The sequence below is a fragment of the Erythrobacter sp. S158 genome (genome assembly GCF_057364915.1).
The window spans coordinates 2,638,154-2,662,039 of record NZ_CP200279.1 but is presented as its reverse complement, the minus strand read 5'-3'; the positions used below and the strand labels follow the sequence as shown (position 1 = coordinate 2,662,039).

Sequence of the window (23,886 nt, the reverse complement as noted above, 5' to 3'; positions counted from 1 at the left end):
GTGTTGGCGGATAAGCCTGTGAGCCGGGAGGGGCAAAGCAGTGCAGAAGCTGTCGATGGATTGGTGCAGAACAGAATCGGAACATGCGCGCTTTTCGGGTAAGACGAAACGAACGCAAAAAGCCGATTCGAATTGAACGCGACTGAGTTGACGCGAAACGGGGCAACGATGGAATTCAAGGCAAGTGACGAAGTGCTGAGCCCAGATATGAATGGGGCCGACACCGGAGAAACTCTCGGCACTGAGATGAAAAACGAAAAGGCCGTTACGATGGACAAGTCGGATGCAGGCAGCGAAGAGCTGATTGCCGCCAAGAGCGCGGAAGCGCTGGGCAATGCCGTGGCTGAAGCCGCGAAGGCTGCAGCCGTGCCTGACAGCAAGAAGGTGAATGATCGCCGTTTCGACGTGCAGATCGACGAGAGCCGCGATGCGAACCTTACCGAATTCGGCAAGGAAACGCTGACCGACCGCTATCTGCTGCCCGGTGAAAAGTACCAGGACCTGTTCGCCCGTGTGGCCGATGCCTACGCCGACGATCAGGAGCACGCGCAGCGGCTCTACGACTACATCTCGAACCTGTGGTTCATGCCGGCAACGCCGGTCCTTTCAAACGGCGGCACTTCGCGCGGCCTTCCGATCTCGTGCTACCTCAACTCGGTGTCCGACAGCCTCGACGGGATTGTCGGCACCTGGAACGAGAATGTCTGGCTCGCTTCCAAGGGCGGCGGCATCGGCACCTATTGGGGCAATGTGCGCGGCATTGGTGAGCCGGTCGGCCTTAACGGCAAGACCTCGGGCATCATCCCGTTCGTGCGCGTGATGGATTCGCTCACGCTCGCGATCTCGCAGGGGTCGCTGCGTCGTGGTTCGGCGGCGTGCTATCTCGATGTCAGCCACCCGGAGATCGAGGAATTCCTCGAAATCCGCAAACCGTCGGGCGACTTCAACCGCAAGGCGCTGAACCTGCACCACGGCGTGCTGCTGACCGACGAATTCATGGAAGCCGTGCGCGACGGGGCCGATTTCGACCTCAAGTCGCCCAAGACCGGCGAAGTGCGCGGCACCATCAATGCACGTTCGCTGTTCCAGAAGCTGGTCGAATGCCGCCTCGCAACGGGTGAGCCTTACATCGTCTTCAACGACACCGTGAACCGCATGATGCCAAAGCATCACCGCGATCTGGGCCTCAAGGTTTCAACCTCGAACCTGTGTTCGGAAATCACGCTGCCGACCGGTATCGACCACCTTGGCAACGACCGCACCGCGGTTTGCTGCCTCAGCTCGCTCAACCTTGAAAAGTGGGACGAGTGGTCGACCGACAAGCAGTTCATCGAAGACGTCATGCGCTTCCTCGACAACGTCCTGCAGGACTATATCGACCGCGCACCCGACGAGATGGCCCGCGCGCGTTATTCTGCCGAGCGTGAGCGTTCGGTCGGACTCGGTGTGATGGGCTTCCACTCCTTCCTCCAGCAGAAGGGACTGGGCTTCGAAAGCGCGATGGCCAAGGCGCTGAACCTCAAGATGTTCAAGCACATTCAGGCCAAGGCATCCGAAGCCTCGATGCTGCTCGCTCAAGAACGTGGGCCGTGCCCCGATGCGGCCGAAATGGGCGCGATGGAGCGTTTCAGCTGCAAGATGGCAATCGCGCCGACCGCGTCGATCAGCATCATCTGCGGTGGTACCAGCGCCTGCATCGAGCCGATCCCGGCCAACATCTACACCCACAAGACGCTGTCGGGTTCGTTCATCGTCAAGAACCCGTATCTTGAAAAGCTGCTCGACAAGAAGAGCAAGAACTCGACCAATGTCTGGAACTCGATCCTCGAGCGTGGCGGGTCGGTTCAGCATCTCGACTTCCTCACCGACGAGGAAAAGGCGAGCTTCAAGACCAGCTTCGAGATCGACCAGCGCTGGCTGCTCGAATTCGCAGCTGACCGTGCGCCCTATATCGACCAGGCTCAGTCGCTGAACCTGTTCATTCCGGCTGACGTCGACAAGTGGGATCTGATGATGCTGCACTTCCAGGCGTGGGAGAAGGGCATCAAGTCGCTCTACTACCTGCGCTCGAAGTCGGTGCAGCGCGCCGGTTTTGCCGGTGGGGTCGAAGCGGACAACACCGCCGACGCGGCCAAGTTCGAACTCGCTGCAGAGCAGACTGATTACGAGGAATGCTTGAGCTGCCAGTGATCGAAACCGGCAGTTTCATGACAAGACGCGGTCCAACCCTCGGTTGGGCCGCGTTTTGCGTTGTGGGCACGCTGGGCCTTTCTGCCTGTGCGCCCGAACCCGAGAACGAATTCGGTCGCAGCGCCGCTGGCCATGTCGTTATCGCGCACGAGGAGTTTTGCACTTTGCGCATTGCGGGGTCGCCGAGCGATATGACCGTCCTCGCCGCGCGCGAAGGTGATTTCGTTCGCGTGAGTTTCGATGCCAGCCCGATATCCCCGCCGGAGAACAGCGAGAATGCCGGCTATTTCGGATTTCGCTTCAGTCTTTCCGATGGCCGAGACGAAGCGCTTGGCGAAGGCACGATCCGGTTTCTGGATGATGGCAACGGACCGGTCTTCATGTCCGCCGCCCCGGGCTGGGTCGCGCGCGATCTTGCACTGATCGAGGAGGTTCGCTTCGTCTGGGATGACGTGACCGTCAGCACCGTCGCCGCACCTGCCGGGCTTTCGGAGGAAGCTGCAATCCTTTCTGCCTGCATCGGCAGGCCCCTGGACGGTTTTGCCGCTTCGTCTCAATAGCCCCACGGGGAATGAGCGTTTTACTTGGTTTTAAGTGTAATCCTCTATGGCTGGGCGTCGTGAAGACGAGGCAGACCAAGCGCAAGCAGAGCAATGTTCCGGGCCGCTATCTCGCTGGCAACGGGGAACCGCAGGACGTTGTCTTGCGCGATGTGTCGGTTGGCGGATGCCGCTTCGAGATGGGGCAGCGCGCCTTCACCCTCGGCTCTCCCTTGCAGATCGTGGTCGCTGGAACCGGTCCTCATCGCGCCATCGTCAAGTGGATCGACAAGGGCGAGGTTGGCCTGACTTTCGCACGGCCTTTATCACAGGCGCAGGTCGACAGCTTCATGGGTAGCCATGTGCCGGACCCTTCCCAATCCAACGCCGGTGCCACTTTCACACCGATGCAGGACGCCAAGCCGCAGCGTTTCTGCTGAGACGCCTCTCGCGCACTCCTTCAAATTGTGGCAGTCTTGCTCCCGCTTGAAGGGAGAAGAGCATGCCTCTGCAAATATGGGTCGGAATTGGGGGCACGCTGGTAGCGCTCGCATTTGTGGCCAATGGAATACGTCACATCCGCCGGGGTGAGGGGCACCTCGCGAACGCCGGGCGGTTGCATATCGCGATGGCGACCTTGTTCATCCCGGTGCTCTGGCTGATCGTGATTTTCCAGGTGATGAGCGCATGATGCGGGTCTTTGCCACAATCGCCCTAGCGTTGCTGCTATCGGCCTGTGCGAGCCAGATTGATGCTGGTGTCAGCTCGGACCCTGAGGCGCCCGGCGTGTTCTGGGGCATCTGGCACGGCTTCATCTTCCCTTGGGCCTGGCTCGGCTCGCTCTTCTCACCCGACATCGCGGTCTACGCCGTGCCCAATTCGGGCGCGTGGTACGATTTCGGCTTTTTCCTCGGCATCACGGTGCTGGGCGGAGGAAGCGCCTTCGGTTCGAAGAAGGCCAGGGGTTAGGCACGAAAAAGCCGCCCGTCGCAGTTCGCGGCAAGGGCGGCCTTTCAAATCCAGATCGCGAGAGGTTTAGCGCTGGCGCTCCTTCGCGCGGCGCTGGGCGACCGTGTCGTTGTCGTTCTCGCCATAGGGGAGGTTGCCCATGACCGATTGCGGCGCGCCGTCTTCGCGGTAGCGCGCCTCTGCGGGGCCCGAGCGTTCGGGCTCGAACGGGTGGTCGGACTTGGTGAGGGTGATGTTGCGGCTGTCTCCATCGGGGAAGGGGCCGGTCACGGGGCTGTTCTTAGCCATGGGAGGATCCTTTCATTTCTTTGGGGTTCACCACAGCTATGAACGCCGCCGCCGCTTCGTTCCGAAAAACACCGCGATTTTCCCGGCGCTTGTATGCTATGCAAGTTAAGTTGATGCACCGCGCACAAGTCGCGCCTCGGAGCCACACGCCGCGCTCCACCCGACTCAGATTTTGCACGGTTTATCCCCGCCGAATCATCCCTGCTTGCCTTCGAAAACGCAGTTTGATTCCCTATATGAGTCGCTCACCTTAAACACAGGGATACACAAGATGTCGTTGCTCGAAGCCCGGAACACCTACAAGCCGTTTGAATACCCCTGGGCGTATGAGTTCTGGAAACGTCAGCAGCAGATCCACTGGATGCCCGAGGAAGTGCCTCTGGGCGAAGATTGCCGCGACTGGGCGCAGAACCTGACCGAGCATGAGCGCAACCTGCTCACCCAGATCTTCCGTTTCTTCACGCAGGCCGATGTCGAGGTGCAGGATTGCTACCACGACAAATATGGACGCGTGTTCAAGCCGACCGAGATCAAGATGATGCTTGCCGCCTTCTCCAACATGGAGACGGTGCACATCGCGGCATACAGCCACCTGCTCGACACGATCGGCATGCCCGAGAGCGAATATTCCGCCTTCCTCGACTATGAGGAAATGGCCGACAAGCACAATTACATGCACCAGTTCAGCGTCGACACCGACGAGGACATCGCCCGCACGCTCGCCATGTTCGGCGGCTTTACCGAGGGGCTGCAGCTGTTTGCATCCTTCGCGATGCTGATGAACTTCCCGCGCTTCAACAAGATGAAGGGCATGGGCCAGATCGTCAGCTGGTCGGTGCGCGATGAAACGCTGCACTGCGAAGGCATCATCAAGATGTTCCACACCTTCTGCGAAGAGCGCGACTGCCTTACCAAGGCGGTGAAGGAAGACATCATCGACATCTGCCAAAAGACCGTCCGCCTCGAAGACGCGTTTATCGACCTCGCCTTTGAAATGGGCCCGGTCGAAGGGATGACGGCCAAGGATATCAAGAAATATATCCGCTACATCGCTGACTGGCGACTGGGCCAGTTGAACCTTCAGCCGATCTACATGATCGATGAACACCCGCTGCCATGGCTCAGCCCGCTGCTGAACGGTGTCGAGCACGCCAACTTCTTCGAAGCCCGCGCAACCGAATATTCAAAAGGCGCGACCAAGGGCAACTGGAACGACGTGTGGTCAAGCTTCGACAACCGCCAGAAAGCCAAGGCCGTCAACGAAGACGCCGAAGGCGAGGACGGCCCGGATATGTTTGAAGCGGCGGAGTGAGTTGACTGGCACAAATGAGAAATTGGACCGTCCATCTCGCTTGGATTATCGTAATCCTTCTTTTCGCCCTTTGCGCAGTTACCATCTATTCGCCAGATGGTGCGATCATTAAGGATTATGTGTCCTTCGCAGGTTCTATTGCCTCGATAATCCTCGCGTCAATCGCGATCATCTACGCCTTTATTTCAAATCAGGGTGTTGCCGATGCTGCCGTTCAACTGGTTCAGTCGACAAAATCAGCTGAATCTGCCTCCCATCGCGTCGAAGCTGGGGCTGCAGCAATTGAAGGTGCTTTAGACACTCTGCGCAAAGACTTTAGCAATCTCGCCCCTACTGTCGAAGTCATCTCGAAGAAGCTAGAGGAGGCGAACTTCCCCTTTGCTTCAAGCAGTGAACAGACAAGTGCCGTTGTCGAGGAACAGGGAACACTTCCATTTGGCCTCAGTCCCGGCATCGACGGCACTCTTTACACGCTCGCGCTTTCTTCGAAGCTAGGTCAGCCAAAGGTAAATTTTCGAAGTATTTTTCCGGAGGAGGATGAGTTCGCTCGCGCATGGAGCGATTATTGCCAAGGCGTTGCCACAACTCTCATGGGCACAAGGCCGTGCGGGATAAGCCTTGCGAGAGAGAAAGTTGGCGAACCGGGTGAAACCGAGTTTCAAGTCCTCGACTGGGGCGATACAAGCCCCGGATCTATTATCGATTCGGTCACTAAGGGCGAAATGATTGGTAGGTATGCACGTGACGTGATCGACGGATACTTTAACAAGTAGTATCTAAGTAGCTCAGTGACTGCGCCCCACCTTAAATCCCGTGATCAACGATCAGAACTATTGTTCGTTTATCAGCACTCATACGAGAACGTTAAGTTCGCTGATCAAAAAGCCTTGTTTCTCGCTCCGATTAACATCGCTGCGTTGGGTGCTTCATTCTTGCTAATCGACGCGCAAAATTCGCTCACGGCGTTCTTGTTAATTGGCGCAGCCTTTATCGCTGCGGGCATCGCTCTTTGCGGGGCAGTAGTCTGGCCGCGAAGCCCGGTGTCTTTGTTCGATTGGTGGTTCGGCGCAAAGAGTATTCAAACAGGCATCGTCGACCCGAACAAGATTGCCCGGCTGAAGGATGCGGTAGAATTTGAAGAACAATTCGAATCTGAGGGCGAAACATTCTCGACCGAGCTTTACGCTTTAATTTTCAAGCACTGCGAAATTCATCTCGTGAAGTATCGTTTTCTGAGGCTTGCACCGGCAGTGTCAGCTATGGGTTGGACGATCCTTTCGACGTTGGCCGCAGTCTCTGTGTTCCTCTAACCTCTTCCGCCAAGAGCCGAGCCAACGTACTTTGTGAGGATCACTCTCTTTGGCTGGTTAGTGGTTCCGGTGCCCAAAAGGCTCGAGCTTAAACCCCTCCCAACAAAGCCCGCGAATACCACACATGTGCCTGCAGCAGCGCACGCCAGCCGGATTGGTCGATCCCGCCGACCCACGAGCCAAAGTAAAGGCGCGTCCCGCCCTCCCTTGGTTCCACACAGAACCAGCACGCGGTGTTCGTGTCCTTGCTTTCCAGCAGCACCTGCGCGTTTTCTCGCGCTACCGCTCCGCAGCTTGAGCGCGCTTCCCGCCGTTCCACCAGTTTCCACGCGCCGAACCTGTTCGTCTCGCCTCTGGCGAGCGCGCGGATGTCGGCGCTTGATGCGAGGGTGCGCAGGGCTTTGAGGATCAGTCGCTCGGGCAGGAAGGCCGCGCTGGAGTAGAACCGCTCGATAAACTGCGCGAGCGAGACCTCGCCCGCTACGTCGCGCCAAAAACAGTCGCGATAATCGTCCGCGCCGCCGAACTGGGCGAGCAGGCTGCCTTCGGGCACGTCGCAGGCCGTCACTTTGCTCATGCGTTTCTTTTAGCCTCAGACGCAGGCCCTCGCATCCGCTCATCTGGCCCTCGCGCCAGCACTACGCCAGCCGGGAACAGCGCAAAACCGATCTGGCCCAGCAAACCCCACACTCCCGGCAGCTCACACAAACCGGCAAGCCAGCCGCGCGGGGTCTCGCCAAAGACGCCCACCGCAAGGGCAAGCTCGGCCATCATCAACAGCGCAAAGGCAAGCGCGCCCATCGCCAGCGCCGCTCGCACGGTGCCAATCGCGAAGCGAGCCGTCAGCCACCACGCGGCGATCACGCAGGCGGCGATGATGATCGGCATCTCGATCAGGACCGCCATCTCCTCTCCCACGCGCGGCGCGAGCCACAAGGTGCGCGCGGTGCCGAGCATGAAGCCGATGGCGAAGACCACCGCCCAATAGGCCGTGCCCGCCGCAATCGCGCGGTTCGTCGCGGCGCGGGGGGCTGGCTGGGATCGCAGGTCGGGCATGGGGCAAGCCTACACCGCCATGGCAGGGACGCGAATTGATGCAGGTCAATTACCGCGCTGCAGCGCGCGCCTAGAACTTGTTCACACACCAGATGGGAGAACCACCAATATGTCGCAGCACACGCCCAACGAGCTGACCGAAATCTTCAAGCGCGACCGCGAAATCCTGACCCGGCTGAAGGGCGAGGATGCGCATTACGCGCGGCTCGCGGATGAATATCACGAGGTTAACCGCGAGGTACACCGGATCGAGGCGGAAACCGAGGCGGCCAGCGACGAGCGCACCGAAGGCCTCAAGAAACAGCGGCTCAAACTGCTCGACGAGATCACCGCCATCGTATCGCGCGAACGGACGGCGGCTTCGTAAAAGGGGCGCTCGCGGCATTTTCCTACAGGCGGGGCGCGGTGGTATTCCGGGCGCGTGAACTGTGCCTGCCTTCCGCCCTGCCAACCCTGCGCTGCGCCGCAAGAGAGCGCGGCGTCGAAGGTGACACTGTGTCCCGCGCAAAGTGACGTTTTGAGCGAGCAGGGTGACACTTTGGCGGGCAGGGTGACACTTTGGGCCTCGACAGTGACACTTTGCGGTTTTTGGCCCTGGACCGTGTAACATGCGGTCCACTTCTCGCACCGGGAGGGCTTTGCGAAGCCTCTTCGGCTTGCACCGAATCGGGCGGTGTGTATGACTAAGGTAACACACCTTGGGAGACCCCACGCATGATCACCGCCCTCACTCTCCTCATCGCGCAAAGCGCTGCGCCGGCCCCGTCTGCGATCCCGCCCATCGAAACCGCGCGCGAAACCATCGCGGCGCAGGACAGCGCGTTGTTCTGGGCGGCGTTCGAGGGATGCGACGGTGAGGAAGTGCGCCGCTATGTCACGGACGATTTCCGCATGATCCATGATCTGGGCGGGCTGGTGGTCGAAGGCGGGGACGCGTTTGCAGGCCAGATCGCGCAGAGCTGCACCGACCGCGAGGAAGGCGGGCCGCAGGAAGGCTACCTCAACCGGCGGCTGCTGGTGCCGGGCACGCGGCAGGTAACGCCGCTGGGCGACTGGGGCGTGCTCGAGCGGGGCTGGCACACCTTCCATGAACGCCGGATGCGGCCAGCGGGAACCTACGATGCGAACGATCCGGGCGGGCCAACCTGGGTGCAGGTGGGCGGGGCGCGCTACATCCATGTATGGCGCTGGATGAGCGAGGAAGGCCGCTTCCGCCTCGCCGAAAGCATCAGCGTCGATCACGGCGCGGCGCCCGCATACCCGCCTCAGCCTGCGACAAGCGGAGGCTAGCGGCGTGGGGGCTCTCGGAACCGAGCGCCGCATTGCTGCGTTGCTTGGGGGCACACATTGGAGAACACCTCAGGAGACCCCCATGCGTAACCTCTTCACCGACATCCCCTTCGGCTTTGCCGCTGCCGCCGGCGCAGCCCTCACCCTCGCGGCCTGCACCGCCGAAAGCGAGAGCGCCAATGCGGGCGGCGATGACCTGCCTGAAACCCCGATTGCCGAAGAACCCGAAGCGATCAGCGATGGCGAGATCGTCGAAGCGGTCCCCGGCGTCGAAGGCGCGGATGCCGAGGGCGACACCGGCAACACGGCTGACCTCGGCGACGAGGAAAACGCCGAATATGGCGAGCCGGGTACCGAGCCTCCGGGCGAGTAAGCCCGCGCTCCTGGCCCGCATGTGTTCAGCGAAAATGGAACGCCTGCGGGCCCTCACGCATAGGTCAGACAAACACGAACACACAGATGACCTCAAGGACCTGATCCATGCGTAAGACATTCAAACCCATCATGACCCTGATGACCGCCGCCTGCGCCACCAGCTTCACGCTGGCCGCCTGCACGACCGAGCCGGACGAAGTCGCCGAAGCTCCGATCGAGGAAAGCACCGTGGTTGACGCGACCGCTCCGGGTGTGGGCGTCGCCAATCCCGATGGCGGCGCAGAGCAAGTGACGGCCGTGCCGGGTGAAGAGGTCTATGGCGAACCCGACCTGACCGAACCCGAAGCCCCCTCCGGCGCAGAGCCGACCAACGACATCGAGCCGGGCTAAGCACCGCTCGATACATACCGAGCACAAGCTCAAGCAAGAAGCCGCGCCTTCGTCCCGAAACGAAGGCGCGGCTTTGCTGTTGGAGCGGCCTTGCGGCCGCTCAGCTGGTGGCGATCACTTGTACCACTGGCCCGAGCCGACGACCTTGCCGGTGCCGTCGGGCATGAAGGTGTAATAGGCCGTGTGAAGCGCCGCGTGATCCTTCACCTCGCCTTCCATGCCTTCGAAGTGGCCATAGCAGCGCATCTCGTTGCCCGCCTCGTTGGCGATCGCGCAGCCATAGAGGACCGCGCCCGACTGGCCGTTCGTGTCTTCGAGCGTGCAGGTGAAATGGCGGTCGAACATGTTGCCATCGGGCATGTCCATGCCAGCGCATTTGGCGGTCACTGCATTGGTGTTGTCGCCAGCGGAGAAGGTCAAAGTCTCGGTCCAGGATGCTGCGAAGACCTCGCCGCCCACGCCTCCTACGAGCATGGTGTCGGAGATCGTGCCTTCCATCTCGAAATGGATCACGGGCGGCATTTCGCTCGCATCCTCATGTGCCTCGGCAAGTGCGCCGGTGGCGATGGTGAGCGCGGCGAGCGCTGCGAAAGTGCGTGCAAGTGTCTTCATTGTATTCCCCCTAATCAACGTGACGCCAACCGTGCTGCCACGACAGGCAAAAGCGCGACCACTTTGATCGGGACAGGGTGACGACAACGTTTCGGCAGGCCAACCGCTCAGACGCGGCATGCCAGCGATCCCCTATTGCCCGGCGACACGCAGATGCGTTCGTCCCATCGCCGACGACCCTGAGCCGCGAGACTACGCCCGGCCGTCAGCAATGTAAATCGCGGCCCCTCGCGGCACCCTTTGACGCACATCAAAGACCCTTGCCCGAGCCCTCTCTAAGCTCTGCCTGTAAGCCGCACCAGGAGAGACGCATGTCCGCACACACGCCGCACGAGTTGCACGAGGAGTTCCCGCATGACGCGGCGATGCTCACCCGGCTCAAGCTCACCGACAATCACTTCTGCAACCTTGCCGGGCGCTATCACGCGCTCAATCGTTCGATCCACCGCATCGAGGTGGAGATCGAATGCTCGTCCGACGCCTATCTCACGCGGCTGAAGAAACAGCGGCTGATGCTGCTCGACGAGATCGCGGCCCTGATCGAGGATGCCGAGAGCAAACTGGTCGAGACACAAGCGACGCCGACGCCTGCCACGGCTGGTCTGTTCGGCCGCAATGGAGACCCCATCACGGCCTGACCGTGGGCGCGCTGGGATCCGGCGCTGCGGGAGAGGGCAGCGCCGCGCGATGCAATGTATGAGAGTGGCGTCAGAGGCGAGGCGTCACTCTCGCCTGTTGTTGAAGAAGCTATTCGTCGCCCCACGCGAGCGGCGGGGCTTCCACTTCGCTTGTGAGGTCGAATTCGACCCGGAAGAAGCGCGGCTCCGGTGCGCCGCCTTCGACAGTGCGCTCAAGTTGATAGGCGAAGCGTGCGTCTTCAGCGCCAGCAGGATCGATCTCAACAGTCCATACGTTCGTGACCGATGCACCGAGCCCTTCGCGCTCAAACAAGGCGATGCTTTCATCGTCCACGTGGAAGTCCTGTGAGCCTGCCGATCCCTCGTCAGCGGTGTCGCCGCCATACATAGTGACCGCGTCAGGCTCACCGTCTGCGTGGCGGTGATCGTGCTTGAGCCGCAATCCGACCTCGCCTTCATCGCCCGTCCGAGTTATAAGCCAGGTGCGCGAGCGGTCCCATTCGCCGTCAAGCTCGACATGGAAGGGGACAGCTATGCGATCTTCGCTGCACTCGCTGACATGCATCACCATCGCGGCATCCTTGAAGGCTTCATCGGCGGCATCCTCGCTCACGAGGCGCCCCTCGAAGGCCTTGCCGCAATGGCTGGCGAGCGCGTCGAAAAATGCGTCTTGCGGCGAAGGGGCTTCCGGCTGCTCGGGCTCGGCGCATGCGCACAGCAGAGCAAGTGATATGGCGGGGGCGAAGCGGATCGTGCTGGCTGTCATATCAGCGGAGTAGCGGGCTGCGGGGCAGATGTCTCGACCTTTGCGCGACTTGCGCCGCCGCTTCGATGCGCTAGGCAAGGGATGTGGGGCGCACGGGCCAGTGGGGGAAATGGCGATGACGACACAAGCAAGCGATCTGCCGGGGCGCGCGACCAGCCTTGAGGAATACGGCGCGATGATGGGCCGCGCGATGTCTGGCGAGCGTCCCAACCATAAGCCCTACGAGCCGCAGGACGGCGATGTGTTCATCACCAGCTGGGCGAAAAGCGGCACCACGATGACGCAGCAGATGTTCCACCAGTTGCGGACCGGCGCGGCGGGCGGCGACATGGATTTCGACGATATCAGCCGCGTCGTGCCGTGGGACGACACCGCTTACATGCTCGACTTCGACATGACCGCGCCGCAGGTCGCCACGCCAAGAGGCTTCAAGTCGCACCGCGAATATGAGCGCCTGCCTGCCGGAATGCGCTACGTCGTAACGCTGCGCGACCCGAAGGAGACCTTCGTCTCGTTCTACCGTTTCCTCAATGGTTGGCACTTGAAACGCGACGCTGTGCGGATGGAGGACTTCCTGCCCTTTTGGGAAGGTGGCGGACCGGGCGGCTGCGACTACGCCACGCACCTCAATAGCTGGTATGCGCGCCTGCACGAGCCCGATAGCCTGGTGATGACCTATCGCTGGACGGTGAAGAACCGGGCACAGGCAATCCGACAGATGGCGCAGCTGTGCTATATCGAATTGACGTCTGAAATCGAGGCGCTGGTGCTTGATCGCACGACCCGCGAATTCATGAGCGAGCACGAGCACGTGTTCGACGATGCGATGGTGTGCGCGGTGCTCGAAGAGCGCTGCGGCGTCGAAGCGGCGAGCGATTCGACCAAGGTGCAAAAGAGCGGCAGCACGCTCGACGCGCTGCCAGCCAGCATCTCGGACGCAATCGACGCGATGTGGGAAGAGCGGATCGCCCCGGTCACGGGCCACGCCGACTTCGCCTCGCTAGCGAACGAAGTCGATGCGGCGCAGGGCGGTAGCTGACGCCCTACGCGCACCAGTCCTGCGGCACGCTGCCCCATCCGCTTTCGCTGGCAAGGCCGCCCGAGATCATCGTCTGTGCAAGATATTCGCGCGAGCCATCGGGCAGGACCCGGCGCGCTGAGCGAAGCTCGCGGCCATATTGATCGCGCGGCGGGCTCACATCGCCGTTCCATTCGAAAGTGCCTTGCTCGAGCCAATCGAGAAGGCGGTCGCGTGCGGTGAGCGCAAGCTGGCTCTCGCTGGCGCACGCGCCGTCGAGTTCGGGCGCGTCGAAGCCGGTGAGGCGGATACGGCGTCGCTCGGCGCCGAAACCGATTACGACCGTGTCGCCATCGACCACGCAGCCCGGCGCGCTCTCGCCAGCACCGCAGATCACGAAGCGTTCGTCCACCCTGACCCATCCGCGCTCGTGAAGAAGCGGCCTGAAGGCGAACCACCAGACTGCCATCACGATCAGGGCGAGCAGCGGCACGCGCCAGAGCAGCCACCAGTCGAGCAATCGTCCGCGCGAAGCGGAGCGCCTTTTCGGGCGGCGGTAACGTGTGCGAGCCATGAATTGATAGCTAGCAGGGAGCAGCGCCGCGCTCCACCGCCAGCACATAGTGGTCACAAACGACAAAGGGCCACCCGGATCTCTCCGGGCGGCCCTTCGTCAGTGTCGCGGCTTTCATGTGCCTTATCGGCACGCCACTTCGACCACTTATGCGTCGGCGAGGTTCTCGGTCTCTTCGAGCGAGCCGTAGGAGCCGTCGGGACGTTCGATCGTCACGCAGGTGCCTTCATCGACATAGGTCCAGGCGTTGCCCTGATAGTCGATCACGCTGGTGCCTGCGCAGCTGGTGCCGGGCCCTGCGGCGCAGTCATTCTGGCCTGCGGGCGAGATGCCGAAGCACTTTTCCTTCGCGCCGTCATCTGCGGCAGCGACTTCGGTGACTTCGCCTTCAGCGGCTGCTTCGCTCGGCGCTTCTGCTCCGCCCGAACACGCAGCGGCAAGGCCTGCTGCGGCAGCTATGGCGATTGATCCGGTAAAACGAGTGTTCATGGTTGTTCCTCCAGTCCTGTTAATCCCAAGCGGCACCAAGGATCGGCACCGTTCCCAACCGATTCGAAGAGAAACAGGGTTTGGTTACAGTGCCAAGTGCAAAATGCGCAAAACAGCGGTGAGCGGTGCCCCTGCTTCCCTAGTCCGCATGAAGCCGCTAAGCGGCCCGGGACGTACATTCGCGCGATGAAGGCCAACTTGCCCCATGACTGCTGATACCCCGCTGCAAGACCAGGCAAAGGGCCTGTCCAAGGCCGAAGTGCTGATCGAGGCGTTGCCGTACTTCCAGCGCTATGCTGGACGCACCTTCGTGGTGAAGTATGGCGGTCATGCCATGGGCGAGCCCAAGGCCGCGCGCGACTTTGCCGAGGATATCGTGCTGCTGAAAGCGGTCGGCATCAATCCGGTGGTCGTCCATGGCGGCGGACCTCAGATTGGCGAGATGTTGGCGCGCCTCGGTGTTGAAAGCACCTTCATCGATGGCCTGCGTGTCACCGACGAAGCCACCGCCAAGGTTGCAGAAATGGTCCTGTCGGGCGCGATCAACAAGGAACTGGTCGGCTGGCTCAGCAATGCCGGCGGCAAGGCTCTGGGGCTGTCGGGCAAGGATGGCGGGCTGGTCACCGCGCGCAAGGTGTCGCGCACCGCGCGCGATCCTGAAAGTCTGATCGAAAAAGCGGTAGACCTTGGTTTCGTAGGAGAGCCTGCGCATGTCGACACATCGGTCATCGACACTGCGGTCGCTGCGGGGATGATCCCGGTCATCGCTCCGATAGCAGGCGGCGAAGATGGGGCGACCTACAATATCAACGCCGACACGATGGCGGGTGCAATCGCTGCGGCGCTCGGCGCTGCGCGGCTGTTCCTGCTGACCGATGTGGCAGGGGTGCTGGATGGCGAGGGACAGCTGATTTCGGATCTCACGCCTGCCGATATCGCCAAGCTTCAGGATCAAGGCGTCATCAAGGGCGGAATGGTTCCCAAGCTGGAGACCTGCGTTTCGGCGGTGGAATTGGGCTGCGAGGCTGCGGTCGTTCTCGACGGGCGCGTGCCGCACGCGATGCTGCTCGAATTCTTCACCGCACGCGGCGCGGGCACACTGGTCAAGGCGGACCAATAAGGCCAATCGACGAGCGACACTGGAAAAGGGCGTGTTAGTCGGCTAACACGCTAAACAAGGCACTTAAAGCAAAGGTACGGCACGAAAAGCATGCAAGGACTATTCGCACTTTACGAGATCATCGAGCTGCTGGTGCAGGTCTTCGTGATGCTCATCATCGTCCAGTTCGTGATCGGGCTGCTCTTCGCGTTCAACGTGGTGAACCAGGGCAACGATTTCCTGCGGCAGGTTTACGAGTCGATCAATCGCCTGCTCGATCCCGTGCTTCGCCCGATCCGCAACATCATGCCCCAGACCGGCGCGCTCGACCTGTCGCCGCTGGTCGTGATCGTCGGGGCTCAGATCGTCCTCATCGTTCTTCGTTCGATTATCGCCAGCACCGTATGACCGCGACCCGTATTGACGGCAAAGCCTTCGCTGCGCGCCTGCGCGAGCGTGTGGGCGAACGCGCTCTCGAATTCGCCGAGGCCGCAGGGCGCAAGCCGGGCCTTGCGGTGGTGCTGGTCGGCGACGATCCGGCCAGCCAGGTCTATGTCGGCTCAAAGGGCAAGGCGACCGTGGCCGCCAACATGCTGAGCTTTGAATACCGGCTTCCTGCCGATGCCAGCAAAGAGCAGCTCATGAAGCTGGTGGACGATCTGAACAATGATGACCGCGTCGACGGCATCCTCGTGCAACTTCCCTTGCCCGATCACCTCGACGAGCAATCGATCATCGCCGCGATCAGCCCAGACAAGGACGTCGACGGCTTCCATGTGATCAATGCCGGGCGCCTGAGCGTCGGCCAATCGGGCTTCGTCCCGTGCACGCCGCTTGGCTGCATGATGCTGCTGACGGATCGGTTGGGAGACCTCTCGGGCCTTGAGGCGGTCGTGATCGGTCGCTCCAACATTGTCGGCAAACCGATGGCGCAGCTGCTGCTCGACGCCAACGCCACCGTCACCATCGCGCACAGCCGTACCAAGGATCTCGCCAGTGTCGTTAAGCGCGCGGACATCGTCGTTGCGGCAGTCGGTCGTCCGCAGATGATAACCAAGGACTGGCTGAAAGACGGCGCGACCGTGATCGACGTGGGCATCAACCGGCTGCCGCCCGAACCGGGCAAAGAAAAGGGCAAGCTGGTCGGCGATGTCGCTTACGACGAAGCCGCTGAAGTCGCCTCGGCCATCACCCCGGTTCCCGGAGGCGTGGGGCCGATGACGATTGCCGTGCTTCTGCGAAACACCGCGGTCGCCGCTTATCGCAATGCAGGCCTTGAGGTACCGGAGGGACTATGAAGAAGACCACTGCCGCGATCACGCTCGTCACGCTTGGCGCCATGCTTGCAGCCTGCGGGAGCCCTCGCCCTCGTGGTCCTTCCAACGCGATCATCGCTCGCGCGTTGACGGGCGCTCCGGGTGAAGCGCAGCCGAGCACACTTGTCTCGACCGAAATCGCCTATGCGCGCGCTGCGCAGGAGCAGGGCCAGTTTAGTGCTGGAACCGAATTCGCGGCGGCCGGCGCAATTTTCCATACGCGCAATGGCGGTGTGCCCTTCGCCAGCCTGGCTCCTGCGCTGGAAGATCCCGCGACCGCGACCGAATGGGGACCGCGCACCGTCCTCATGAGCTGCGATGGCTCAGTCGCGCTGACGCAGGGGCGCTTCAAGGACCCTGATGGCTTCGTTGGCAATTACGTCACAGCATGGTCGCGGCAAAGCGATCTCACCTACAAATGGACCTATGACGTGGCTGGTCGCGACAATCCGCAACCGCCGCCTCGCACGGAGTTCGAGGACGGCGACATCGTCGTGACCGCTATCGATTCCGTTCAGGGCCTCGTCGCGACATGTCCGAGCGAGCGTATCGTCCTGCCACCTGCTCCCGAAGATTCGCCGGTCGCTTTGGGCGGCGAGAACGTCAAAACCTCTCGCGATGGCACCTTGCGCTGGCGCTGGGAGCATCGCGGCGCGAACGACAAATATGTCGTCGCCGAGTATTTCTACAACGGCGCGTGGGTGACCGCGATCGAGGAATCCTTCGAATCCTCCTCTTGATCTTCAGTGCGAAGGGTGTTCAGAGCGGGCTTTGACGCGATTTTGCACGAGCCGCCATGCTGCCTGAACTCTTCATCTCTGCCTTCATTACCCTGTTCGTCGTGATCGACCCGCCGGGTTGCGCACCGATCTATGCCGGGCTGACCAAAAACGCGACCAACGCACAGGCGCGTAACATGGCCCTGCGCGCAACAGGGATTGCGGCAATCATCCTGCTGATCTTCGCCTTTTTCGGCGAGGACCTGCTCGGCGCGCTGCATATCGAACTCGACAGTTTCCGCATCGCGGGCGGATTGATGCTGTTCTTCATCGCGTTTGAGATGGTCTTCGAAAAGCGCACCCAGCGCCGCGAGGAACGCGCTGACAAGGTCAGTGCAAGCGAGGTCGAGGACGTGTCGGTCTTTCCGATGGCGATGCCAATGCTGGCAGGACCGGGCGCAATCGCTGCGATCATGCTGCTGATGAACGAAGCCGAGACGCCAACCGAAACCGTCGAGGTGTTTATCGCTCTGGGTCTCGTGCTCATCATCACGGCTGCCGCGCTGGTCGCGGCAGGCCCGCTGATCCGGTTGCTGGGAGACAAGGTCGAGGCGGTCATTACGCGGCTTCTGGGCGTGCTCCTCTCGGCTCTCGCCGCGCAGTATGTGATCGATGGGCTGAGGGGCAGCTTCGCGAGCTGACGCGCCGTTTCGGGTGCGTCAGTAATTCACCCAAGGCGGAAGCGGCATGGCGCCGCCGGACGAGCTGAACTGCACGAACTCGTCCTCAATCTCCGCGCCGTGATTGTAGCGCCGGGGCAGGCGGCCCTGAATGTGAAATCTGAACGCATCCAGACGAGTGCCGGGTTCCTCGAAGTGAAGCGTCAGGTCCTGACCCCTCAACTCATCGGCCTGCCAGCATGAACGGAACAGTCGACCGGACTGCGATGCTCCGTCATTGATCTCAAGGGTCAGCGATTTGAGCTTGAGAGCGCCACTATCTGGTCGGTCGCAGTCGATCCGCAGATGGACCCGGTCGAGCCTGTTGTACATCTCAGCCGTGTCGACGAGCGATGTCGAGGTCTTGTAAGGCGCAATTCCGAAAACACCGCTGAAGAGAAGCGCTTTCGGGGCCTGCTTCTCCCAATCGTCCGTACGCGCCTCGGGCACGGGATCGCGCCAGGCGGCATGGTATATATGCGCGGGCGATTTGATTTCAGACAGCAGAGAACCGAACGCACGCTGCGCCATCATTTCGCCCTGATGAAGGTCCTCAGCGGGTACCGGAGGGTAGGAACGCAGCGTCGTCTGGCCGCCGTAATCGTGTTCGAAAACAGCAATCGGATCGAGTTGTAAGGCTTGAGGCATGGCTCCAACCTGCCCAACCAGAAAATCGTTTGCAATCGTGATGTTGCTCGCGTCCGAACGGGCCCGCTTCTCAACCTAGATCAAAGCGCTGGTGATCCCCCATGCAGAACCAAGCGCTACGCCAAGTGTCCCGAAGGCGCCGAGCGCGCGCATGCCTGCAAACGCCTTGCGAGCACCTGTGAGGTCTTCGCCATGCGACCCTGCCATCGAGCTGAAGCCGAGCGCATGGAACGCCCGCGCCACCGCGAAGGCGACGCACAGGACAAGCACATAGGTCGTCTGCCCGACCAGCATCTCGAACAATGCGATCACGACCAGGAACAGGCCCGAGTTCTCCGCCAGGTTGCCGTGTCGCCGCACTTTGCGCTCAAGATCGCGGTCATCGCCGATGCCGATGAACTGGCCCTTGGTTCGATGCATGCCGACACTCAGCATCAGTGCGACTTGCAAAACGATCACGAAGGCGCCGAGGGCGGCAGTGTAGAGGGGCAGGTTCATGTGGGCGGCTCCTGTTGTGGGATGGGAGTGTCGGCAAAGCCAATCAGCGCGAGCGAGGCACGGCCTGCGTCAAGCACGCGCGATGGCTCGGTTGCGACGCGGGCAGAGGCGAACGCGCCATGGAGTAGCTGCGTCAATGTTCGCCCCAGGGAGCTGGAGACGCCCTTGGATGCCCGCGCCGCTATCGCGTCAGCGGCGATGATGGTGAAATGCTCTTCGACGATATCGAAGACTGCCTGCGCCTCCGCGCGGATCTCGGGCATGTCGCGCCCTAGCTCCAGAGCGAGACCGACGATCGGGCAGCCATACACGTCGCCCGTTTCCTCATGCAACGCGACGTGGATCGCGTAGATTTGCCCATAGATTGCCGCGAGCCTGTCCTCGGGCTGGGAATACTGATCAAAGGTTGCCGAGAAGATCGTTTCGATGGTGGTGGCGCCGTTATGCTGCACAACTGCGAGCGCCAGATCGCGCTTGTCGGCGAAGTAGCGATAGACAGTTGCCTTGTTGACCTCCGCCGCCTCCGCGACGAGGTCGACGGACACGCCATGAAAGCTGTGCTGCCAGAACAGGCGTGCCGCCGTCGCCACGATGTGGGCGCGCGTGCGTTCGCCTTTGGTGAGGTTGGCACCGATGTTCATAAGTAACCGTTTAGTTACTTCTGGGCCCGGCTCAAAGCGCTCTCATGCGACGATTTGTCGCAGTGGATCGCTACTGCAGCGTTGTGATCTCTTCCGACCCGTCGCTGCGACCGTAAAACTGCATGAGTTGCATCAGCAATTCGCAGCGGTCCGTCAGGCTGTTCGCTTCCAGCAGCGCCTGTTTGGAAGCGGGATCGAAAGGCGCGATCTGCGAGACCCCGTTGATCAGCGACTGGTCATCAAGCTTCTCGACCGAGTCCCAGTCGACGCTATACCCCTGCGCATCGGCAAATTCACGCGCTTCCCGCTCAAACCCGCCGCGCTGGGCATGGCTGAGAACTTCGTCTTCATCGTCATCGATAAGCTCACCTTCAACCTGTCGAAATGCGGTGGTGACATCGAGCTCGCGCACGAGATGGAAGCGCGACATACCCTCAAGGATCAGGTTGTAGCGACCGTCATCCATGGCCTCGATCTCGCCGATCCGGCCGACGCAGCCCACGGTGTAGAGCGGCGAGCCTTCGACAGGGCGCTGAGGCTGGATCATCGCTATTCGGCGATCGCGAACCAGCGCATCGCCGACGAGCGCGCGATAGCGCGGTTCGAAGATGTGAAGCGGAAGCTGAAGACCCGGAAACAGGATCGCACCGGGAAGAGGAAAGATGGAGAGGCGCAAAGGTTTAGCCAACACGCTTATCCGAACAGGATCTTCGACAGGCGACGACGGGTGGTAACGACCCACTCATCCTCAAGCCCGGTCGCTTCGAAGATCTGGAGCAGCTTTGCACGCGCAGCGCCATCGTTCCACTCGCGGTCCGCCTCGATCATGGCGAGCAGCGTGTCGGCAGCTTCATCGCGCTGGCCGCTTGCGAAGGCAGCTTCGGCGTAGGCCATTTGCGCTTCCATGTTGTCGGGCGCCGACTTGGCTGCATCGCGAAGGCTGGCAAGCTCGCTGTCGTCAACCTGTGTGCCCGCGAGTTCGATCGCGCTTTTTGCAGCAGTGACCGACGCGTCGCTGGCAAGTTTGGGATCAGCCTCAATCGCGGCCATGACCTGACGGGCCTCTTCAACCTGTCCAAGCGCGACGAGCGAGCGGACGAGGCCAGCATGAGCGGGCGCATTGTCACTTGCGAACTCAGTGACCTGAGCAAAGATGCTGGCAGCGCGTTGTGCATCGCCTTCGCCAAGCGCATCTTCACCCATCTTGACGAACTGTTCGAGTTCCTCAGCCGAAGGGCCTTGCGGCGCGCCATCGGCACCGCCAGCGCCAGCTTCGATCGGAAGCTGCGCGAGAAGCTGATCGAGCGCCTGCTTGAGCTGCGATTCGGTCCGCGCGCTGGTAAGGTCGGCAACCGGCTGACCCTGAAATAGAGCGTAGACGGTCGGGATCGATTGGACCTGGAACTGACTGGCGATGAACTTGTCTTCATCGACGTTGATCTTGGCGAGCACGACACCCTTGTCGGCGTATTCGGCAGCGACCTTCTCGATTACCGGGGCAAGCGCCTTGCACGGACCGCACCATTCAGCCCAGAAGTCGACGATCACCAGCTTCGTTTTCGAAGGCTCGACGACTTCGTTGCGAAAGCGTTCGACTGCCTTTTGCTCTTCGATATTGAGACCCATGCTCGCCAAGGGAATGCTCCTGAATTCGTGATTGGTGAATAACCGGCCCTTATGTGGGGCGTTTTGCGGCCTTGTGAACCTTGCGATGTGCGCTGGCTAGGTGGCGTTGGCGCAATATTGCAAATTCGATGCAATTTTCCGCTTGCAGGCTCCGATAGGCGCTGCTAATCGCGCCGCCTCCCCGACAGAGAAGTGGCGAATTCGTCTCTCTGTGTGGCGTCAGTGAGCGGGCGTAGCTCAGGGGTAGAGCACAACCTTGCCAAGGTTGGGGTCGGGCGTTCGAATCGCCTCGCCCGCTCCATTTTCTCCCAGTCAGTATCGACACATCCCAAAGGGCGCGGTTCATGCGCCTGACAGTTTGTGTGTCATCCTTGCCGCACACTGTGCCGAAAGTCGGCCAATTTCGGCGGTTTGTCGGCTCATCCGGGATTCGCTCTTGATCTTCGAATCAGCACGGGTAGGGCATGATACGTTGTTACATTGTGACGTTATCACATTCACCGAAAACAAGAAGACTGGATCGCCATGAAACCGATTACCTCTCGAATCGCCGTCGCCACCGCGCTCTCCTTTGCCGTTGTCGCTGCACCGGCTTGGGCGAATGAAGCGGACGAGACACCCGAAGCGAACCAAAGCGCGCAGCAGGATAGTGGCGAGACCTCGTCTGCAAGCCGCGCGGAAGCACAAGACGATGTCCACTATCGCGGCAACATCATCGTGGCGGCCGAAGGCCTGCAGGAGCTCGACTTCATCGCCGGGCAGGACGTCCTCGAAGTCGAACAGATCCAGCGCAACTTCAACGGTCAGATCGGCGAAGTGCTCGCCAAGGTACCCGGCGTTTCCGCAACCAGCTTTGCCCCCGGCGCATCGCGTCCGATCCTGCGCGGCCTCGACGGTGAGCGCGTGCGCGTCCTCATCGACGGCCTCGGCACCGCTGACGTTGGCAACACCTCTGCCGATCACGCAACCACAATCGACCCGCTGACGGTCGAGCGCATCGAGGTCCTTCGCGGCCCGGCAGCGCTCCTTTACGGAAGCCAGGCCATCGGCGGCGTCGTCAACGTGATCGACCGCCGTATCCCGACGGTCGTTCCTGACCACACCATTCACCTCGATGCGCTCACCGCCTTCGACACCGCGAGCAACCTTCGCAGTGGCGGTGCGTCGATCGACGTTGGCCTTGGTGACATGTTCGTCCTGCACCTCGATGGCTCGTTCCGCGAGACCGACAATCTCGAGATACCCGGCTTCCAGCTGACCGACGATCTGCGCGCCGACCTGCTTGCCGATGCTGCCGAAGAGGAAGCGGAAGGCGAATTCGAGGAAGCCGATGAGCTTCGCGAGGCTGCCAATCAGGAGGACTTCCTCCCCAACAGCCAGACCGAAGCCTACACCTTCAATGGCGGCTTTGGGGTGATCCTTGGCGAGTCCACCTTTGGCGCTGCGGTCGGTTACTACGACACGACCTACGGCCTCATCGGCAACCCTGAGGGCGGCCATCACCACGGCGAGGAAGGCGAAGAGGAAGAGGGCGAGGAGGAAGGCGAAGAGACCGTCTCGATCGGCCTTGAACAGTGGCGTTTCGACTTCAGTGGCGACATCGCGCTTGGCGAAGGCTTTATCGAGCGCCTCAAGATCCGCGCTGGCTACTCCGACTACACCCACACCGAGTTCGAAGGCACCGAAGTCGGCACCGTGTTCGACACCGAGACATTCGAAGCGCGCGCCGAGCTGATCCAGTCGACCGGCGGCGTGATCGGCGTCCAGTTCCTCAACCGCGACTTTCAGGCGGTGGGTGAAGAAGCCTTTGTCGCTCCCAATGAGACCGACCAATTCTCCATCTTCACCGCACAGGAGTTCGACCTTGGCGGCGTACAACTCGAAGCAGCTGGCCGCTACGAGATGGTCGACGTCGAATCCGCTCCGCTCGGCCTTGAGCGCGACTTCGACCTGCTCTCTGGCGCCCTGTCGGCCATCGTCGAAAGCGAAGGCGGCGTGCGCGCTGGCCTTACCCTTTCGCGGTCCGAGCGTGCGCCGGCTGGCGAAGAGCTCTTCGCCGATGGCCCGCACATCGCGACCCAGACTTTCGAGATCGGCAACCCCGACCTCGACGTCGAGAGCGCGTGGGGCATCGAGACCTTCGTGCGCGGCGATGTCGGTGACATCTCGTTCGGAGGCTCGGTCTACTATCAGCAGTTCGACGACTTCATATTCCTTTCGCCCACCGGTGAGGAAGAGGACGAGCTTCCGGTCTTCGTCTTCCTTCAGGAAGACGCGCGCTTCTTCGGTTTCGAAGCCGACATCGCGATGCCGATCATCGAGCGTGACGACTTCACACTCTCGACCGATCTTCGCGCGTCGTATGTCGACGCCGAACTGAGCGACGGTCAGGGCAACGTCCCGCGCATCCCGCCGCTCAGTCTGCTTGCTGCGGTCACTGGCGAAACCGGCCCGTTCGAAGCGCGCGCCGAGGTGCAGCACTTCGGTGAGCAGAACGACACCGCCGAGTTCGAGACTGAGACTGACGACTTCACCTTCGTCAATTTCTACCTCTCATGGCGCCCGATCGAGACGAACCAGAACGTCGTCGTCCAGCTTGCTGGCGAAAACCTGTTCGACGTCACCGGTCGCCGTCACACGAGCTTCACCAAGGACTTCGTGCCGCTCCCGGGACGCAACATCCGCGCAAGCGTACGTCTCAGCTTCTAAGCAGGCGTAGCGGCACAAAGCCGTGTAGGAAAACGCTAATGCGAGCGGGCCGCCGGGATGACCGGTCGGCCCGCCTGTTCGTTGCAGCCGTTTCG

Annotated in this window: 32 protein-coding genes and 1 tRNA gene; 21 read left to right on the top strand and 12 right to left on the bottom strand. The window is 61.4% G+C overall.

Features of this window, described 5'->3' with window-relative positions; all coding sequences use genetic code 11:
- Positions 1-207 precede the first annotated feature (207 nt).
- The 5 genes from AC0V6T_RS13020 to AC0V6T_RS13000 all read left to right on the top strand — a co-directional run bounded on the left by AC0V6T_RS13020 (position 208) and on the right by AC0V6T_RS13000 (position 3,698).
- On the top strand, positions 208-2,190 hold the full coding sequence (locus AC0V6T_RS13020; RefSeq protein ID WP_486128599.1) for a ribonucleoside-diphosphate reductase subunit alpha: 1,983 nt from the start codon (positions 208-210) through the stop codon (positions 2,188-2,190).
- A complete protein-coding gene (locus tag AC0V6T_RS13015) occupies positions 2,172-2,750 on the top strand; it encodes a hypothetical protein (protein WP_486127511.1) in 579 nt (192 codons plus the stop codon). The genes AC0V6T_RS13020 and AC0V6T_RS13015 overlap by 19 nt, the downstream gene beginning before the upstream one ends.
- Before the next feature lie 59 nt (positions 2,751-2,809).
- Entirely contained in the window at positions 2,810-3,169 is a 360-nt protein-coding gene (locus AC0V6T_RS13010; protein ID WP_486127509.1) for a PilZ domain-containing protein, read from the top strand.
- A gap of 62 nt (positions 3,170-3,231) precedes the next feature.
- Positions 3,232-3,420 carry a hypothetical protein gene (locus AC0V6T_RS13005; RefSeq protein ID WP_007166024.1) on the top strand — a complete coding sequence of 63 codons (189 nt, stop codon included), beginning with the start codon at positions 3,232-3,234 and terminating at the stop codon, positions 3,418-3,420.
- Positions 3,417-3,698 (top strand): hypothetical protein, encoded by a 282-nt coding sequence (locus AC0V6T_RS13000; protein ID WP_486127507.1) that lies wholly within the window; start codon positions 3,417-3,419, stop codon positions 3,696-3,698. Before AC0V6T_RS13005 ends, AC0V6T_RS13000 begins: the two co-directional genes overlap by 4 nt.
- Before the next feature lie 66 nt (positions 3,699-3,764).
- Here AC0V6T_RS13000 and AC0V6T_RS12995 read toward each other — a convergent pair whose 3' ends face one another.
- The gene (locus tag AC0V6T_RS12995) at positions 3,765-3,986 is read right to left on the bottom strand and encodes a hypothetical protein (protein ID WP_486127505.1); all 222 of its coding nucleotides are present in this window, start codon (positions 3,984-3,986) and stop codon (positions 3,765-3,767) included.
- 271 nt (positions 3,987-4,257) lie between these two features.
- Between AC0V6T_RS12995 and AC0V6T_RS12990 the strand changes: the two genes are divergently transcribed.
- Genes AC0V6T_RS12990 through AC0V6T_RS12980 form a run of 3 tightly spaced genes read left to right on the top strand, consistent with a single transcriptional unit; the run spans position 4,258 to position 6,608 of the window.
- The gene (locus AC0V6T_RS12990) at positions 4,258-5,298 is read left to right on the top strand and encodes a ribonucleotide-diphosphate reductase subunit beta (RefSeq protein WP_007166027.1); all 1,041 of its coding nucleotides are present in this window, start codon (positions 4,258-4,260) and stop codon (positions 5,296-5,298) included.
- Positions 5,299-5,312: 14 nt separating this feature from the next.
- Positions 5,313-6,071 carry a hypothetical protein gene (locus AC0V6T_RS12985; RefSeq protein ID WP_486127503.1) on the top strand — a complete coding sequence of 253 codons (759 nt, stop codon included), beginning with the start codon at positions 5,313-5,315 and terminating at the stop codon, positions 6,069-6,071.
- Between the two features lie 60 nt (positions 6,072-6,131).
- A complete protein-coding gene (locus AC0V6T_RS12980; protein ID WP_486127501.1) occupies positions 6,132-6,608 on the top strand; it encodes a Pycsar system effector family protein in 477 nt (158 codons plus the stop codon).
- Positions 6,609-6,696: 88 nt separating this feature from the next.
- Here AC0V6T_RS12980 and AC0V6T_RS12975 read toward each other — a convergent pair whose 3' ends face one another.
- Positions 6,697-7,185: a hypothetical protein gene (locus AC0V6T_RS12975; protein ID WP_486127499.1), complete on the bottom strand. Its 489-nt coding sequence runs from the start codon at positions 7,183-7,185 to the stop codon at positions 6,697-6,699.
- The gene (locus AC0V6T_RS12970; protein ID WP_486127497.1) at positions 7,182-7,664 is read right to left on the bottom strand and encodes a hypothetical protein; all 483 of its coding nucleotides are present in this window, start codon (positions 7,662-7,664) and stop codon (positions 7,182-7,184) included. Before AC0V6T_RS12970 ends, AC0V6T_RS12975 begins: the two co-directional genes overlap by 4 nt.
- Before the next feature lie 109 nt (positions 7,665-7,773).
- Here AC0V6T_RS12970 and AC0V6T_RS12965 point away from each other — a divergent pair, with 109 nt between their 5' ends.
- The 4 genes from AC0V6T_RS12965 (at position 7,774) to AC0V6T_RS12950 (ending at position 9,719) form a co-directional block, all read left to right on the top strand.
- The gene (locus tag AC0V6T_RS12965; RefSeq protein ID WP_007166031.1) at positions 7,774-8,031 is read left to right on the top strand and encodes an HP1242/YdcH family protein; all 258 of its coding nucleotides are present in this window, start codon (positions 7,774-7,776) and stop codon (positions 8,029-8,031) included.
- A gap of 347 nt (positions 8,032-8,378) precedes the next feature.
- Complete coding sequence (locus tag AC0V6T_RS12960; RefSeq protein ID WP_486127495.1) at positions 8,379-8,954, top strand: DUF4440 domain-containing protein; 576 nt, start codon at positions 8,379-8,381, stop codon at positions 8,952-8,954.
- Positions 8,955-9,036: 82 nt separating this feature from the next.
- Positions 9,037-9,327 carry a hypothetical protein gene (locus AC0V6T_RS12955; protein WP_486127493.1) on the top strand — a complete coding sequence of 97 codons (291 nt, stop codon included), beginning with the start codon at positions 9,037-9,039 and terminating at the stop codon, positions 9,325-9,327.
- Positions 9,328-9,434: 107 nt separating this feature from the next.
- Entirely contained in the window at positions 9,435-9,719 is a 285-nt protein-coding gene (locus tag AC0V6T_RS12950; protein WP_486127491.1) for a hypothetical protein, read from the top strand.
- A gap of 114 nt (positions 9,720-9,833) precedes the next feature.
- Here the strand turns inward: AC0V6T_RS12950 and AC0V6T_RS12945 are convergent, their stop codons facing one another.
- A complete protein-coding gene (locus AC0V6T_RS12945) occupies positions 9,834-10,331 on the bottom strand; it encodes a hypothetical protein (protein ID WP_486127489.1) in 498 nt (165 codons plus the stop codon).
- A 311-nt stretch (positions 10,332-10,642) separates the two neighbouring features.
- Between AC0V6T_RS12945 and AC0V6T_RS12940 the strand changes: the two genes are divergently transcribed.
- Positions 10,643-10,969, top strand: coding sequence for an HP1242/YdcH family protein (locus AC0V6T_RS12940; RefSeq protein WP_486127487.1), 327 nt, complete (start codon positions 10,643-10,645; stop codon positions 10,967-10,969).
- Between the two features lie 109 nt (positions 10,970-11,078).
- On the opposite strand, the gene AC0V6T_RS12935 is transcribed toward AC0V6T_RS12940, so the two are convergent.
- Positions 11,079-11,735, bottom strand: coding sequence for a hypothetical protein (locus AC0V6T_RS12935; protein WP_486127485.1), 657 nt, complete (start codon positions 11,733-11,735; stop codon positions 11,079-11,081).
- Between the two features lie 115 nt (positions 11,736-11,850).
- Here AC0V6T_RS12935 and AC0V6T_RS12930 point away from each other — a divergent pair, with 115 nt between their 5' ends.
- A complete protein-coding gene (locus AC0V6T_RS12930) occupies positions 11,851-12,774 on the top strand; it encodes a sulfotransferase domain-containing protein (protein WP_486127483.1) in 924 nt (307 codons plus the stop codon).
- A 4-nt stretch (positions 12,775-12,778) separates the two neighbouring features.
- Here AC0V6T_RS12930 and AC0V6T_RS12925 read toward each other — a convergent pair whose 3' ends face one another.
- Both AC0V6T_RS12925 and AC0V6T_RS12920 read right to left on the bottom strand, forming a co-directional pair.
- Positions 12,779-13,327, bottom strand: a complete 549-nt coding sequence (locus tag AC0V6T_RS12925; RefSeq protein WP_486127481.1) for a thermonuclease family protein — start codon at positions 13,325-13,327, stop codon at positions 12,779-12,781.
- 147 nt (positions 13,328-13,474) lie between these two features.
- Complete coding sequence (locus tag AC0V6T_RS12920; protein ID WP_486127479.1) at positions 13,475-13,816, bottom strand: BufA1 family periplasmic bufferin-type metallophore; 342 nt, start codon at positions 13,814-13,816, stop codon at positions 13,475-13,477.
- 205 nt (positions 13,817-14,021) lie between these two features.
- On the opposite strand from AC0V6T_RS12920, the gene argB reads away from it, so the two are divergent.
- The 5 genes from argB to AC0V6T_RS12895 all read left to right on the top strand — a co-directional run bounded on the left by argB (position 14,022) and on the right by AC0V6T_RS12895 (position 17,651).
- On the top strand, positions 14,022-14,936 hold the full coding sequence (gene argB / locus AC0V6T_RS12915; RefSeq protein ID WP_486127477.1) for an acetylglutamate kinase: 915 nt from the start codon (positions 14,022-14,024) through the stop codon (positions 14,934-14,936).
- Positions 14,937-15,026: 90 nt separating this feature from the next.
- Positions 15,027-15,323: a YggT family protein gene (locus tag AC0V6T_RS12910; protein ID WP_007166043.1), complete on the top strand. Its 297-nt coding sequence runs from the start codon at positions 15,027-15,029 to the stop codon at positions 15,321-15,323.
- Positions 15,320-16,213, top strand: a complete 894-nt coding sequence (gene folD, locus AC0V6T_RS12905; RefSeq protein ID WP_486127475.1) for a bifunctional methylenetetrahydrofolate dehydrogenase/methenyltetrahydrofolate cyclohydrolase FolD — start codon at positions 15,320-15,322, stop codon at positions 16,211-16,213. The genes AC0V6T_RS12910 and folD overlap by 4 nt, the downstream gene beginning before the upstream one ends.
- Positions 16,210-16,971 carry a hypothetical protein gene (locus AC0V6T_RS12900; protein ID WP_486127473.1) on the top strand — a complete coding sequence of 254 codons (762 nt, stop codon included), beginning with the start codon at positions 16,210-16,212 and terminating at the stop codon, positions 16,969-16,971. The genes folD and AC0V6T_RS12900 overlap by 4 nt, the downstream gene beginning before the upstream one ends.
- A 56-nt stretch (positions 16,972-17,027) precedes the next feature.
- Positions 17,028-17,651 (top strand): MarC family protein, encoded by a 624-nt coding sequence (locus AC0V6T_RS12895; protein ID WP_486127471.1) that lies wholly within the window; start codon positions 17,028-17,030, stop codon positions 17,649-17,651.
- Between the two features lie 18 nt (positions 17,652-17,669).
- On the opposite strand, the gene AC0V6T_RS12890 is transcribed toward AC0V6T_RS12895, so the two are convergent.
- The 5 genes from AC0V6T_RS12890 to trxA all read right to left on the bottom strand — a co-directional run bounded on the left by AC0V6T_RS12890 (position 17,670) and on the right by trxA (position 21,082).
- Positions 17,670-18,317: a hypothetical protein gene (locus AC0V6T_RS12890; protein WP_486127469.1), complete on the bottom strand. Its 648-nt coding sequence runs from the start codon at positions 18,315-18,317 to the stop codon at positions 17,670-17,672.
- A gap of 75 nt (positions 18,318-18,392) precedes the next feature.
- The gene (locus AC0V6T_RS12885; RefSeq protein ID WP_486127467.1) at positions 18,393-18,815 is read right to left on the bottom strand and encodes an MAPEG family protein; all 423 of its coding nucleotides are present in this window, start codon (positions 18,813-18,815) and stop codon (positions 18,393-18,395) included.
- Positions 18,812-19,456 carry a TetR/AcrR family transcriptional regulator gene (locus AC0V6T_RS12880; RefSeq protein ID WP_486127465.1) on the bottom strand — a complete coding sequence of 215 codons (645 nt, stop codon included), beginning with the start codon at positions 19,454-19,456 and terminating at the stop codon, positions 18,812-18,814. The genes AC0V6T_RS12885 and AC0V6T_RS12880 overlap by 4 nt, the downstream gene beginning before the upstream one ends.
- A gap of 70 nt (positions 19,457-19,526) precedes the next feature.
- Complete coding sequence (locus AC0V6T_RS12875) at positions 19,527-20,132, bottom strand: LON peptidase substrate-binding domain-containing protein (protein WP_111991353.1); 606 nt, start codon at positions 20,130-20,132, stop codon at positions 19,527-19,529.
- 17 nt (positions 20,133-20,149) lie between these two features.
- Positions 20,150-21,082: a thioredoxin gene (trxA, locus tag AC0V6T_RS12870; RefSeq protein ID WP_486128596.1), complete on the bottom strand. Its 933-nt coding sequence runs from the start codon at positions 21,080-21,082 to the stop codon at positions 20,150-20,152.
- A 226-nt stretch (positions 21,083-21,308) separates the two neighbouring features.
- On the opposite strand from trxA, the gene AC0V6T_RS12865 reads away from it, so the two are divergent.
- Both AC0V6T_RS12865 and AC0V6T_RS12860 read left to right on the top strand, forming a co-directional pair.
- Positions 21,309-21,383, top strand: a tRNA-Gly gene (locus AC0V6T_RS12865).
- A 224-nt stretch (positions 21,384-21,607) separates the two neighbouring features.
- Positions 21,608-23,791: a TonB-dependent receptor gene (locus tag AC0V6T_RS12860; RefSeq protein ID WP_486127463.1), complete on the top strand. Its 2,184-nt coding sequence runs from the start codon at positions 21,608-21,610 to the stop codon at positions 23,789-23,791.
- Positions 23,792-23,886: the final 95 nt, after the last annotated feature.